The sequence below is a fragment of the Caldibacillus thermoamylovorans genome, from assembly GCF_000751775.1.
Lineage (GTDB): Bacteria > Bacillota > Bacilli > Bacillales > Caldibacillaceae > Caldifermentibacillus > Caldifermentibacillus hisashii.
In genome coordinates this window covers 20688-34604 of record NZ_CCRF01000012.1, presented here as the reverse complement: position 1 = coordinate 34604, position 13917 = coordinate 20688, and the positions used below count along the sequence as shown (strand labels likewise).

Sequence of the window (13917 nt, the reverse complement as noted above, 5' to 3'; positions counted from 1 at the left end):
GAACCGTTCTATTGGACAGTTTTTCCTGATTGAGACTCCATTTTGTCCATGAGAACCCTTCTATTGGACAATTTTTCCTGATTGACCTCTTTTTTTGTCCATGAGAACCCTTCTATTGGACAGTTTCGGGCTTTTGGAAGGAAAATTGTCCAATAGAGCGATTTTACTGGACAGTTCCGTACTTTTTTTAAAAAAAATTGTCCAAAAGAGCGGCCCTCTTGGACAGTTCCGTACTTTTTTTACGAAAAATTGCCCAATAGAACCGCCCTCTTGGACAGTTTCGTGCTCCATTTATTAAGACCCTTTTACCACTCTTACCTTCTTTATTTTGTATGCATTTTAAATTCAAGATAAAGATCATTATAGTAGCTAAGCATATCTTGCCCTAAATTTTCATACACTTCAAGCCGATCCGTCAGTTCCGGTGAAGGATAGAACCGCTCATCGGAAACCGTCTCTTCTGGGAGAATGGACATGGCGGCTTTATTCGGGGTCGAGTAACCGACATATTCCGCATTTTGTGCCGCAACTTCCGCATCCAACATGAAATTAATAAATTTATGAGCTCCCTCAATATTTTTAGATGTTTTCGGAATGACCATATTGTCAAACCAAAGATTGGAGCCTTCTTCCGGAACAACATAGTCCAAGTTTTCATTTTCCCACATGATGTCCGCTGCGTCCCCGGACCAAATAACGCCAATCGGTGCTTCTTCATTGACCAACAACATTTTGATCTCATCGCCAACAATTGCCTTAATATTTGGTTGCAACTTTACTAATTTATCCTTTGCTTCTTGTAAATGAACTTTATTTTTATCATTTAACGAGTAATGTAAACTGTTTAACCCAAAGCCAATGACTTCACGAGCTCCGTCAACAAGTAAGATTTGATTTTTTAAGTCGTCAGCCCACAGGTCATTCCAGCTATCAAAGGTACGATCACCAAGCATTTTTTTATTATAGACAATCCCAACCGTCCCCCAAAAATAAGGAACAGAATATTCATTATCCGGATCGAAGGGTAGGTTTAAAAACCGTTCATCAATATTTTTCAAATTCGGCAGCTTTGATTGATCAAGTTTAAGCAACAACCCTTCTTCTTTCATTTTTTGAATTGCGTATTCGGACGGCATCGCTACATCGTATGACGTTCCCCCTTGGCGAATCTTCACCATCATCGCTTCATTCGAATCAAAGGTTTCGTAAATCACTTTAATTCCTGTTTCCTTTTCAAATTGTTTAATTAAATCCGGGTCGATATACTCACCCCAATTGTACACCGTTATTGTGTTTCCGCCTGCATAACCTTCAGAAGCATTTAGACGTTGAACCCAAAACATGAGGGCAAAGGAAACAATGAAAATAACAGCAAATGTTTGAACTAATTTTTTCATTTTCTTGCCCCCAATCCGATGATTCGACCATTCCGTTTTGAAATGAAATAATAGCCGATGACAAGTAATATCGTAAACAAGAACAAGATCGTTGACAATGCATTAATGGTCAATGAAACACCTTGTCGTGCCATCGAGTAGATTTCAACGGACAATGTGGAAAAGCCATTACCAGTTACGAAAAAGGTAACCGCAAAATCATCCAATGAATAAGTTAGTGCCATGAAAAATCCTGCAAAAATACCCGGTGTAATATACGGTAAAATCACCTTTGTTAACACATTAAAATTACTCGCTCCAAGATCCTTGGCTGCATCAATCAAGGTTGAACTCATTTCTTGTAACTTCGGTAAAACCATAATCACGACGATCGGAACAGAAAAAGCAATATGAGATAAAAGAACAGATGAAAATCCCAACTTAATTCCGACTATAGTAAACATGATTAAAAAAGACGCACCGATGATAACATCGGGACTAACAATTAAAATATTATTTAACGATAATAAAACATTTTTCGTCTGTCTTTTTTTCAAATGCCAAATCCCGACTGCACCAATTGTACCCAAAATCGTAGAAATAGCAGATGATAATAGCGCAATAATAATTGTATTTAGAACAATAATTAACAGGCGGGTATTTTGAAATAAATCTTTATACCATTCCAACGAAAAGCTTTCAAATTCATACATTTTCCCGCCGCTGTTGAATGAATAATACATTAGATAAAAGATTGGGGCGTATAAAATCAAAAAAACAATTGTTAAATAAATGGTGGATAGACTCTTTTTCTTCATCACCCGACACCCCCACGCTTTTTATTCCCGGTTAGCAACATAATAATCACCATACTAATAATTAAGAACACTGCAATGGTCGAACCCATGCCCCAGTCCTGTGTAACGAGAAAATGTTGTTCCACAGCTGTACCTAATGTAATCACCCGGTTTCCGGCAATAAGTCTTGTTAACATGAACAAACTAAGGGCTGGAATAAATACGACCTGACATCCGGACTTCACACCATCAAACGTTAACGGGAAAATCACCCGACGAAAAGTTGTCCAACCGGAAGCCCCTAAATCCCTCGAGGCATCGATGAACGACGGATTTAATTTATCCAATGCATTAAAAATCGGTAAAATCATAAACGGAATAAAAATATAAACAGAAACAAAGATAAAGCTGAAATCCGTAAATAAAATTTGCTTTTTGCCAATACCAAACACTTCCAAAAGGGCATTAGCAAAACCGTATGTTCCAAAAATCCCGATGAACGAATAAGCCTTTAACAATAGATTAATCCAGGAAGGCAAAATAATTAACAACAACCATAATTGTTTATATTTTGTCCTAGTTAGTAAAAAGGCGGTTGGATAGGCCACAAGCAAAGATACAGCGGTAATTAACAAGGCATACCAAAATGAACTTAATGTCATTTTTAAATAAACCGGTGTAAAAAATTTTTGGTAATTTGCCAGTGTAAAATTCCCGTGAATATCCAAAAATGAATAATAAACAATGAGCAGAATCGGCATAATCACAAATATTGCAATCCATATCACATAAGGAATGAGGTAAAAGTTTCGGCTTCTAGTCTGCATCTTTATCACCATAGGAATCATAGCTTTCTAGTCTTGCATCAAATTCCTCTTCCGTTTCCCCAAATCTCATGACATGAATCGCTTCCGGTTCAAAATAAAGGCCGATTTCCGCTCCAATTTCTGCTTTTTTTGTCGAATGGATGATCCATTCATTGCCGTTTTCATCATAACTGCATAGCTCATAATGAACACCACGGAATAATACTGTGTCCACTTTTACATTTAGTTTCCCCCGGTCCGGAGTGGTAATCTCTAAATCTTCCGGGCGAATAACAACTTCTACCGGCTCGTTGGGGCTAAAACCTTGGTCAACACATTCAAATTGTTTACCGTCAAATTCCACCAAAAAGTCGCGTATCATTTTTCCTTTGATGATATTCGATTCCCCGATAAAATTGGCAACAAACCGGTTAATCGGTTCATCATAAATATCCCTCGGTGTTCCTTTTTGTTGGATTTTCCCTTCATTAATAACAAAAATTTCGTCACTCATCGCCAGAGCTTCTTCCTGATCATGGGTTACAAAAACAAAAGTAATGCCTAACCGTTGTTGTAGTTCCCGTAATTCATATTGCATCTCTGTCCGAAGTTTCAAATCCAGTGCAGAAAGGGGCTCGTCCAAAAGCAGGACTTCCGGTTCATTCACAATTGCACGGGCAATCGCTACCCGCTGCCTTTGACCACCGGACATTTCTTTAATTTCCCGGTTTTCAAATCCTACCAAGTTTACAAAACGAAGAGCTTCTCGGACCTTTTTATCGATTTCGTCATTTTTCATTTTTCTAATACGAAGGCCGAAAGCGACATTTTCATAAACATTCAAATGCGGGAAAAGGGCATAATCCTGAAATACGGTATTCACCTGCCGTTTATTGGCGGGAACATGGTTAATCAATTTATCTTTAAAATAAATTTTCCCGCTCGTTGCCTCAATTAATCCGGAAATAAGCCGAAGAATCGTTGTTTTACCGCATCCGGATGGACCAAGAAGGGTATAAAACTTTCCTTTTTCCATTTCAAAACTTACATTATCCAATATTGGTGGGTCATCATCATATTGTTTTGTTACATTTTCAAAGCGGATAATCGGTTGCTCAGTCATTGGTGCTCCCCCTTTATGTTTTTTACGTTAGGCTATTTTATAAATGAAACTTCAACCAAGTGAATGCCGGGGCCACTGAAAAACAATTCGAATAAGTTCACTCACTCAATATATAGTAGGATAGACCACAAAGTTACATCTAAATATGGTGTTAAGCAAGTGATTTTAGCACTTCTTCAGTGGTCTCGCGAATGCCACCAAACTTGATTTTTATAAGTAAGAATCGGTGGCAACTAGTAAAATTTTTGAAACCCCATCATGATGATTGAAAATTTGGTGTTCATTGGAAGCATAGAAATAAACAGATTCCCCTTCCTTCGCTGTATAAGTCGTTCTCCCCAGCTGCACGGCTATTTCTCCTTTAAGAACGTAAATAAACGTTTCCGCAAGCGATGGTTCAAACTCTTTAAATTTCCCATTTGGTTCGAGGGTTAAAATAATCGGTTCCATATCATTTTCATTCGACTCCGGTACAAGCCACTGAATTTTGTAGCCATTTTCTTCGTCGATATACTCGGTTTGGTCTTCTTCCCCGTAGACCACTTTTTGACCATTATCCTTATCATCAAAAAATTCTTTAGGTGAACAACCGAGCACTTCTAAGATGTCGAAAAACGTCTCGATTGACGGTGAACTTAAGTCTCGCTCGATCTGGGAAATGTACCCTTTACTTAAATCGGTCCGTTCACCAAGTTCTTCCTGTGTCAATCCCTTTTTCAAACGTAAATTTTTGATTTTCTTACCAATTCCCCGATTCATCACATTACCTCATTTAAATTAGTGTTTACCAAAACTAAACCTTTTGTAAAGAAAGTTTTCTATTTATAAACATAAAGTTTACTAATTCAGTTTTCTATTATACATGATTTTTCATAGCTTGCAATACATTTCTTCAATAAAATAGATTCATTGTAAAAAAAATTTTGGGTCAAACGGACATGAGGTTTTTGCTGAAGGAATTATCATGGCTTTTCATGGAGTTGCAATCTTTTTCTTTTACAAAATCGACTCGTTGAAAAAATTCGGTTCAAATGGGCATGACATTTTTACTGAAGGACGAATAAGAGCGAATGTTTCTGGTGAAGGTTGATTGCGCTTGAGGACAGATTTATTTGAGACGGATGGGTGGCGAGAATGAATCTCGTCGCCAATATAGAAGCTCTCTCAACCAAAAACGGTGACGAGATCGAGTCTCGTCGTCAAAAATGAGACTTTCTCACCTAAAAGTGGCGACGAGAACGGGCCTCGTCGCCAAAAACAAGCATTTCTCAACCAAAAGTGGTGACGAGATTGGGTTTCGCCGCCAAAATTAAGCTTTTTTCTACCCAAAACGACGACGAGAAAGGGTCTCGTCGCCAAAATTGAGCATTCCCAGACCAAAAACGGTGACGAGATTGGGTTTCGTCGTCAAAATTAGGGATTTTTTTACCCAAAACGGCGACGAGAAAGGATCTCGTCGCCAAAATTGAGCATTTCTAGACCAAAAACGGTGACGAGAACGAGTCTCGTCGTCAAAAAAGTGAGTTTTTTACCCCAAAGTGGCGACGAGGACGAGTCTCGTCGTCAAAATAGAAGCTTTCTCACCCAAAAACGATGACGAGAACGAGTCTCGTCGTCAAAAAAGTGAGTTTTTTACCCCAAAGTGGCGACGAGGACGAGTCTCGTCGTCAAAATAGAAGCTTTCTCAACCCAAAACGGCGACGAGAAAGGATCTCGTCGCCAAAAACAAGCATTTCTCAACCAAAAGTGGTGACGAGATTGGGTCTCGTCGCCAAAATTAAGCTTTTTTCTACCCAAAACGGTGACGAGATTGGGTTTCGTCGTCAAAATTAGGGATTTTTTTTACCCAAAACGGCGACGAGAAAGGATCTCGTCGCCAAAATTGAGCATTTCCAGACCAAAAACGGTGACGAGAACGAGTCTCGTCGTCAAAATAGAGGCTTCCCAGACCAAAAGTGGCGACGAGAACGGGCCTCGTCGTCAAAAAAGTGAGTTTTTTACCCCAAAATGGCGACGAGAACGGGCCTCGTCGCCAAAAACAAGCATTTCTCACCCAAAAGTGGTGACGAGATTGGGTTTCGTCGCCAAAATTAAGCTTTTTTCTACCCAAAACGGCGACGAGAACGGGTTTCGTCGCCAAAATTGAGCATTTCTAGACCAAAAACGGTGACGAGAACAAGTCTCGTCGTCAAAATAGAAGCTTTCTCAACCAAAAACGGTGACGAGAACGAGTCTCGTCGTCAAAATTAGGGATTTTTCTACCCAAAACGGCGACGAGAAAGGATCTCGTCGTCAAAATAGAAGCTTTCTCAACCAAAAACGGCGACGAGAACAAGTCTCGTCGCCAAAAACAAGCATTTCTCACCCAAAAACGGCGACGAGAACGGGCCTAATCGATTTATTAGTCTCCTAAGGTGCGAAACTCAAGTTAGATATTAAACTCTTGAATTACACCTTTTAGATTACTTACTTCTTTTTCTAATTCCAGTGTATGGCTGTGGATGTTTTTAATCGATTGATTTGATTCCTGTACACTTGCTGAAGTCTCTTCTATCCCGGCAGCGGACTCTTGTGTAACTGAAACAATAGACTCCAGTAAATTGCTAATCGGGTGGGCATCATCAATAACATCGTATAATGAATTTGACATCGCCTCGATTTGATCAACAACCTTATTTATTGTTTCGAACATTAATTGGAATACTTCTCCGGTTTTCTTCATTTGTCCTGTACCATCGTCCACTAATTGATAGCCTTCTTCTAATGATCCAAGTACATTTTTCGACTCATCTTGAATATCTTTTAAAATGACATTAATATTACTGATGGAAGCATTGACTTGTTCGGCCAGTTTTCTGACTTCATCGGCAACAACGGCAAACCCCCGACCGTGTTCGCCTGCCCGTGCCGCTTCAATCGATGCATTTAAAGCCAAGAGATTTGTTTGATCAGCGATTTCTTTAATAACCACGATCAACTGGTTTATATTTTTAATTTTCTCATTCAAACCCTTTACCATTTGCAATGATTGATTAAACTTTTTATTGATTTCGCCCATTTTTTGTGACGTTACTTCTAAATTTTGACTTCCTTCATTCGTAATATTAACCATATTTTCAGAAATGTTTTTTACATCCTGTGATTTATACACCACATTCGCAATCGTTTCCATAAATTCTTGCATTTTTTCAAAAAGGTCATTTGCAGATGATGCTTGGCTTTCGGATCCGGCAGATAATTGTTCCATCGTAGTGGCAATTTGTTCGCTTCCGGCTTTGATATCTTCAGCACCCGTTTTCAGCAATTTACTTTTATCTGCCACCAGGTTTGACACGTAGTTAATTTGGGTAATCATAGTATTCAAATTATTTTTCAAAGTGTTTACAGCTTGTCCTAATTGACCAATTTCATCATTTGAAGTAATTTTGATATCAGCTATTTGCAAATTCCCGTTTGCAATTTCATCTGCCGCCGTTGCAACCTTTTTAAGACTGCTTTCAATACCCCTGCTGATCAAGTGTAGAAGAACAACACCGATTAACGCCGCTATGATGACGGAAATAATTAACATATTAGACAGACCGGCTAATTGGGCTTGAATTTCCGGATTATCGATCCCTGAACGAATATGAAATAGATTTATACCAACAATTGTTGAAGCGATCAAGAATATGATGATCGTACCTGCCAAAGCAATCCGGTACTTGGTACGAAACTTTAAATTACGATAAAACTTTATCACTGTTCATTCCTCCAATATTCTTCTTTTTTAAACCAAGCAAATAAAATATGATATACGTGATCGGACAAATTATGTAGTAGCAGTCGTCTTGTCGACTTTCATACGATGCAATATTCATAGATACGGATTTGGTTCTTAATTTCCATTTTAAGCGCTTTTCGCTTTTCCAACAATAGCTTTTCAGTAATTTCGCACTAGGTCAAATGACTCATTGTCATTAGGCGACTCATCACTACCACGCTAAAAACTGCCACAGTGTGAGCAATGTGGATGTGACGAAATTTTGTACTTTCTTAAAAAAATAGACTATCGCTTTGTTCTTTGGCGATAGTCCTTCCTGTTTATATTTCGTTTTTATCGGGAAGCTCACACCCGTCCGCAGTACAGTTGGCAGCTTCCTCACTGCCAAGCGGCTGAAATTTTGTACTCAAATGTTCCTCTTCCCAAGCTTTCTGTAATCCATTTGTGAAAACTTCTGTCGGCTGAGCACCGGAAATGGCATATTTTCGATTAATGACAAAAAATGGAACGCCGCGGACGCCCAACATTTGTGCCTCCATTTCGTCTGTACGTACTTCATTGGAAAATTGATCACTTTCCAAAACTTCTTTCACTTCATTTTTATTTAATCCGACTTCTTCTGCCAGCTGGATTAATTTATCCGTATCATCAATTCGCCCTGACTCGGTGAAATGAGATTTGAGTAATCTTTCCGTCATCTCCATAAGCTTGCCTTTTTTTTCGGCAAATTTGGCCAAACGATGAGCCTTAAACGTGTTGGTTGGCGACATGGAAGAAAAATCGTAATTTAGCCCAACCGAAGCTGCCTGATCAATAATATTTTGATTTGTTTTTTTGGCTTCATCTACTGAGATTCCGTATTTTTGCGCTATTGCTTGGTCAATGGTGATTGAATCATTCGTTTCAACATTCGGGTCGAGTTCAAAGCTTTTAAACACGATTTCCACTTGATTACGGTAGGGAAATTGATCCAACGCCATTTCTAACCGTCTTTTTCCTATATAACAGAACGGACAGACAAAGTCCGACCAAACTTCTATTTTCATTTCGGCACCTCATTTTCCTATTCTTGTTGATTCTTTTTCCAACAGTGAATTTATTTTACCATACCTGTTCTTGTGCAAAAAATAATCTGCACCGGGGGCACGTGCATAATACATACGAAACTTGGTAAAAGGGCCAAGACTGAATAAAAAAGCATATACATGAAAATTGACCACACGGCAAAAGGTACCAGACTAAATAACATGACAAAACCGGCATTGTTAATAGGACAAGTACCTCTAAATTGTCCATTTTGCAGAAAAACTTTCCCGTATATCTCTATTTTGTGCAAAATTTCCGCAAAAAACCCACTCAGCTTTTTGGTACTAATCATGTGATTTTAAAAGTGAGCTACTTGATTTGACCAGTCACAATCTATTCGTTTGGTTTTAAACGCGAACTACTTGATTAATCCGACCACTATCTATTCCTTTGATTTTAAAAGTAAGCTACTTAATTTTACCCGCAACATTCTATTCCTCTGATTTTAAACACAACCTACTTAGTTTGACCGACCACAATCTATTCGTATGATTTTAAAAGTGAACTACTTGATTAATCCGACCACTATCTATTCCTTTGATTTTAAAAGTAAGCTACTTAATTTTACCCGCAACATTCTATTCCTCTGATTTTAAAAACGAGCTACTTGATTTTACCGGCCACAATCTATTCCTCAGCTTTTAAAAGGGGCTTATTTGGTTTGACCGGCAACCAAATGGTAAATTTCGTTCCCTTTCCTTTTTCACTTTTTACATCAATTTTTCCGTCATGCAGTAAAACTAACTGCTTTACAATAGATAAGCCGAGGCCAAATTCACCAAAAGGATTGCTTTTTCTTGATATATCCGCTTTGTAAAAACGATGCCAAATATTTTCCACGTCTTTCGGGTCAATGCCGATACCGGTATCTTCAATTTCAATGACGGTACTATCGGCAGCCTCTCTCCCGCGAAGGGTAATTAAGCCGTTTTCGGTAAATTGAATACTATTTTTGGTAATATTTAGCAAAATTTGCACAAGTCTATCATAGTCGGCATAAACCATTGTATCGTTTTCCACATCCACTACGATTTCGTCATTTCGCTCTTCCGCTTGAATCGCTAACTGATCTTTAATAATCTCAAAAACATCAATGAGTTCAATCTCTTCCTTATTTAATTTCACTTGGTTGGAACGAATTTTTTCATAATCCAAGTTTTCATTGACTAACCGGATCAATCGTTTCGTTTCTTGGCTGACAAGTGCCAGTCCTTTTTCCTTTTCACTTTCAGGGATCATATTGTTTCGTAACCCTTCAATGATACCGCTAATCGTCGTTAACGGTGTTCTCATTTCATGGGATACGTCTGCCATGAACTGCCGCCTGCGATTTTCCAAACTTTCAATCTCATCCATCGACTTTCTCAATTTCCCCACCATCTTATTAAAATCACTGGCCAATTCCCCGATTTCATCAAAATCAGAATCGCGTACCGTTACATTGTAATCGCCGCGTGCAACCGCAGATGTCGCTTTTTGCAGCTGTTTAATCCGTCGTACATGAATTTTGGAAAGAAACCAACTGATGATAAAAGAGATACCTAAAGCAATGCATACCGTTATGATCAAGTAGCTGTTAAACTCTTGAATCATCTCCCGGGTTCCGCTGACGGGAGCTGTTAACAAAATTCCGCCTAATAAATAGTCGCCCTTTTTATAAGGGAGAATCACAAGGGATACCGCCTGTTCAAAACGGTTAAAATCAACATTGACCACTACCCTTTTCCCCTGCGAAATTTGTTCCCATTCTTTTTCAGTAAATTGAATTTGCAAATTTCTATTATCAATCGGATAAACAATTTGCCCGTTTGAATCAAACATCGTTAAATATATGTTTCTCTTTTTCAAAACGTCTTGATAATCATTTAATGTGAATGTATCTGTTAAAAAGTTATTATTTAAGTCTTTTAAAATTTGTTCCCCGTAGGAAATCAATTCTTCTTCTTTATTTTTATAAACGAGCGATTCAACATATTGAGATACGAGCAAGCTTAAAATGAGGAAGGCAACAGTAATAATACCGAGATGGCTGAGCATTTGTTGATACATATATTTTACTTTCATTTGTCCACCAGCTCATCAAATTTGTAACCAACCCCCCATACTGTATGAAAAAAGGGTTGATTTTCTTTTCCCAGTTTTTTTCTTAATCGCTTAATATGAACATCTACTGTTCGCTCATCGCCGTAAAATTGATAACCCCAAACTTGGTCTAATATTTGTTCCCTTGAAAAGACTTGGCGCGGATGTTGAAGGAAGAATATTAATAAATCAAATTCTTTTGGTGTCAAATTCATGATCTGCTCATCATCTAACCAGACTTCCCTTGTTTCTTTATTAACCTTAAAATGCTTCGTTTGCACTACATCTTTTGGAACTTCCCCCTGAGTCGTATATTGGGCTCTTCTCATTACCGCTTTAATACGAGCCATTAATGCCAGTGGACTAAACGGTTTTGTCACATAATCATCCGCCCCCATCTCAAGCCCAAGTACTTGATCAGACTCGGAATCCTTTGCAGTCAAAATAATTATCGGTACATTATTTTGTTCCTCACGAATTTTTCGGCAAATCGTCACCCCGTCCATTCCCGGCAGCATCCAGTCAATAATCAGCAAATCCCAATCTTCCGCCATGGCTCGCTCATAACCTTCTTTCCCGTCATGGACAAACGTTCCATTAATTCCTTCATTAATAAAAAACATGTCAATCATTGAGCAAACATTTTCATTATCTTCTATTACGAGAACTTTCATTTTAATCAGCTCCACTTTTCACCTTTACTCTTACTATCAAAATTAAAACGAGTGAGCAGAAATATCAACTTTTTTTATACTAGTTTCAAAAAATATTTTTTCCAGCCAAAGAGATGACTGAATGGAAGAAATCACAAGTTCAGATTTACAAGTGGCACCCAAATGACGATTTCAATAGGCTCAAAACAAGGTGAATTCATACAAATAACGCTTTAGTAACTGTCTTTTTTATTTTTAATGATTGCTTAATAGTTTGTTCATAGTTTTTTCATATTTAACCCTTACAATAAAAAACATCAAGGCTCTCCTTCCTTTTTAATATAGATTTTGGGCTGCCGGAATGGACTTGTTTGTTCATTTCAGCAGCCCCTTCTTTTTTTATCATTTTGTCATTGAATCTACGAGGATCCTACACAAGCGGTATCACTATATTAAAAAACAGCGGAAATTCATTACCGCTGTTTTTTTATTATACTAAAAATAGTAAAAGGACCGCTAAGATAATTCGATAAATGGCAAACGGTACAAGTTTAATACGATCGATTAGTTTTAAGAAGAAACGAATTGAAATTAATGCAAAAATAAATGCACTAATGAAGCCGGCAATGAAAAACGGTAAAGCATCGATGGAAAAATATTGCCAATTTTTCACTAGCGAAATGAGACTTGCCCCGGCCATAATCGGTACAGCCATAATAAATGTAAAATCCGCTGCAGCTCGGTGACTGAGACCCATTAAAACCCCGCCTGAAATTGTTGCCCCTGAACGGGAAAAGCCCGGCCATAACGATAAACATTGAAACAAACCAATCAATAATGCTTGCTTGTATGTGATTTGATCGACCGTCTCCGCTGCTGGTCGCTTGGCTCTGAATTTATCGGCAAAAATCATTAAAATCGCTCCGGCAATCAATGCATATACAACGTACTGATAGCCAAACAAAACTTCATCAATGATATCTTCAAAAAGGACGCCCAAAATCCCGGCCGGTAAAATTCCTACTATTATATGGGTAAGTCGCAGGTGACCGGTTGATTTTTGCCCAATCTTAAAGGATCTCTTCTTCAGTCCCAATAAGTCCAAAAAACGATCCTTCATGACAACAACGACGGCCAGTATCGAACCTAATTGAATTACAACTTTAAATGTATTGGCTACATATTGTCCACCTAAAAACTCTTTTGATTGTAGCCAAAGATCATCAACAATAATCATGTGTCCGGTTGAAGATACCGGTGCAAATTCTGTTAATCCTTCAACCATTCCTAAAATAATCGTCTTTAAAAACATAAGAAAATCCATGAAATATTCTCCTTCATCACATAATATGTAACTTATTTTCTTTATTTTTGGGTTTTTGAACGGCGGATAAAGTAAATGATAACAGCAATTATCGCTATTGCAATCAGCATATAAACGATGTTCGAATAAATATCCATGTATTCAACAATTTTTTCCCAAGATTCCCCAAGTTTTGCTCCAAGTGTGACAAGGATGGAGTTCCAAATAATCGTTCCTGCTGTTGTAAAAAATAAAAATAACGGAAAGTTCATATGTGCCATCCCGGCAGGAATTGAAATCAAACTACGTATTAACGGAACCATCCGACAGAAAAAAACAGTCCAATAGCCATATTTTTGAAACCAATGGTCCGCCTTTTCAACATCTTCTTTTTTCACCCGTAAGAGATAACCCCATTTGTCGACAATTCGTTCAATTTTTTCAACATCTAGCCAACGACCGAGCGCATACAAAATAACGGCACCGAAGACCGATCCAATTGTCGCAGCAAAAATAACACCAAGCACAGTCAGATTGGTTGTTGTCGTCATAAAACCGCCAAAAGTAAGAATGACCTCCGATGGTATAGGAGGAAATACATTTTCCAAACATATTAATAAAAATACACCAAAATAACCGAATTGTTCCATAAAACCGGTAATCCAATTTTCCATTTTTATCCACCTCTATAAACATGTCCATATTTTATTTTATTGTCCAACTACATAAGTATGATATTTAGCTTAGATAATCTTTCAAAATCGCGCTTAGTACGTATTTAATCCATAGAACCCAACAGCATGATTATATGACATCTTTGGCACGATACATACACTTTTTTAATCTTACCATCAAATTCCTTGTCCGAAAAGATATTTAAAAGAAAAATAAGAAAAACAAAAGAAGTTAATTTCATAACCCCGATGAG

16 protein-coding genes are annotated in these 13917 nt (G+C 37.9%); 1 reads left to right on the top strand and 15 read right to left on the bottom strand.

Translation table 11 applies throughout. The annotated features are described in order from the left end of the window. Positions 1-323 precede the first annotated feature (323 nt). The 5 genes from BT1A1_RS01995 to BT1A1_RS01975 all read right to left on the bottom strand — a co-directional run bounded on the left by BT1A1_RS01995 (position 324) and on the right by BT1A1_RS01975 (position 4861). Positions 324-1397: an ABC transporter substrate-binding protein gene (locus tag BT1A1_RS01995; RefSeq protein ID WP_034767566.1), complete on the bottom strand. Its 1074-nt coding sequence runs from the start codon at positions 1395-1397 to the stop codon at positions 324-326. Continuing rightward, entirely contained in the window at positions 1394-2194 is an 801-nt protein-coding gene (locus BT1A1_RS01990) for an ABC transporter permease (RefSeq protein WP_034767564.1), read from the bottom strand. The genes BT1A1_RS01995 and BT1A1_RS01990 overlap by 4 nt, the downstream gene beginning before the upstream one ends. Further along, on the bottom strand, positions 2194-3000 hold the full coding sequence (locus tag BT1A1_RS01985; protein WP_034767561.1) for an ABC transporter permease: 807 nt from the start codon (positions 2998-3000) through the stop codon (positions 2194-2196). The genes BT1A1_RS01990 and BT1A1_RS01985 overlap by 1 nt, the downstream gene beginning before the upstream one ends. Beyond that, positions 2990-4102, bottom strand: a complete 1113-nt coding sequence (locus BT1A1_RS01980; RefSeq protein WP_034767559.1) for an ABC transporter ATP-binding protein — start codon at positions 4100-4102, stop codon at positions 2990-2992. The genes BT1A1_RS01985 and BT1A1_RS01980 overlap by 11 nt, the downstream gene beginning before the upstream one ends. Positions 4103-4312: 210 nt before the next feature. Further along, positions 4313-4861 (bottom strand): helix-turn-helix domain-containing protein, encoded by a 549-nt coding sequence (locus tag BT1A1_RS01975; protein WP_034767557.1) that lies wholly within the window; start codon positions 4859-4861, stop codon positions 4313-4315. A gap of 205 nt (positions 4862-5066) precedes the next feature. Here BT1A1_RS01975 and BT1A1_RS19410 point away from each other — a divergent pair, with 205 nt between their 5' ends. Then, on the top strand, positions 5067-5192 hold the full coding sequence (locus BT1A1_RS19410; RefSeq protein ID WP_268753562.1) for a hypothetical protein: 126 nt from the start codon (positions 5067-5069) through the stop codon (positions 5190-5192). Between the two features lie 74 nt (positions 5193-5266). Here the strand turns inward: BT1A1_RS19410 and BT1A1_RS18410 are convergent, their stop codons facing one another. From BT1A1_RS18410 to BT1A1_RS01945, 10 genes are all read right to left on the bottom strand, one after another. Next, the gene (locus tag BT1A1_RS18410) at positions 5267-5461 is read right to left on the bottom strand and encodes a hypothetical protein (protein ID WP_152641478.1); all 195 of its coding nucleotides are present in this window, start codon (positions 5459-5461) and stop codon (positions 5267-5269) included. Positions 5462-5734: 273 nt separating this feature from the next. Further along, on the bottom strand, positions 5735-5929 hold the full coding sequence (locus BT1A1_RS18990; protein WP_197057054.1) for a hypothetical protein: 195 nt from the start codon (positions 5927-5929) through the stop codon (positions 5735-5737). Continuing rightward, on the bottom strand, positions 5892-6242 hold the full coding sequence (locus tag BT1A1_RS18400) for a hypothetical protein (protein WP_156103144.1): 351 nt from the start codon (positions 6240-6242) through the stop codon (positions 5892-5894). Before BT1A1_RS18400 ends, BT1A1_RS18990 begins: the two co-directional genes overlap by 38 nt. A 48-nt stretch (positions 6243-6290) precedes the next feature. Next, positions 6291-6467 (bottom strand): hypothetical protein, encoded by a 177-nt coding sequence (locus tag BT1A1_RS19185; protein WP_231553259.1) that lies wholly within the window; start codon positions 6465-6467, stop codon positions 6291-6293. A 63-nt stretch (positions 6468-6530) separates the two neighbouring features. Next, positions 6531-7844, bottom strand: coding sequence for a methyl-accepting chemotaxis protein (locus tag BT1A1_RS01970; protein WP_051988954.1), 1314 nt, complete (start codon positions 7842-7844; stop codon positions 6531-6533). Between the two features lie 341 nt (positions 7845-8185). Continuing rightward, positions 8186-8911: a DsbA family oxidoreductase gene (locus BT1A1_RS01965; RefSeq protein WP_034767555.1), complete on the bottom strand. Its 726-nt coding sequence runs from the start codon at positions 8909-8911 to the stop codon at positions 8186-8188. 667 nt (positions 8912-9578) lie between these two features. Then, entirely contained in the window at positions 9579-11015 is a 1437-nt protein-coding gene (locus tag BT1A1_RS01960; protein ID WP_034767553.1) for a sensor histidine kinase, read from the bottom strand. Continuing rightward, positions 11012-11707, bottom strand: a complete 696-nt coding sequence (locus tag BT1A1_RS01955; protein ID WP_034767551.1) for a response regulator transcription factor — start codon at positions 11705-11707, stop codon at positions 11012-11014. Before BT1A1_RS01955 ends, BT1A1_RS01960 begins: the two co-directional genes overlap by 4 nt. Positions 11708-12176: 469 nt before the next feature. After that, positions 12177-13010 carry an undecaprenyl-diphosphate phosphatase gene (locus BT1A1_RS01950; protein ID WP_034767549.1) on the bottom strand — a complete coding sequence of 278 codons (834 nt, stop codon included), beginning with the start codon at positions 13008-13010 and terminating at the stop codon, positions 12177-12179. A 41-nt stretch (positions 13011-13051) separates the two neighbouring features. Continuing rightward, positions 13052-13663, bottom strand: a complete 612-nt coding sequence (locus tag BT1A1_RS01945; RefSeq protein WP_034767547.1) for a DedA family protein — start codon at positions 13661-13663, stop codon at positions 13052-13054. Between the last annotated feature and the right edge of the window lie 254 nt (positions 13664-13917).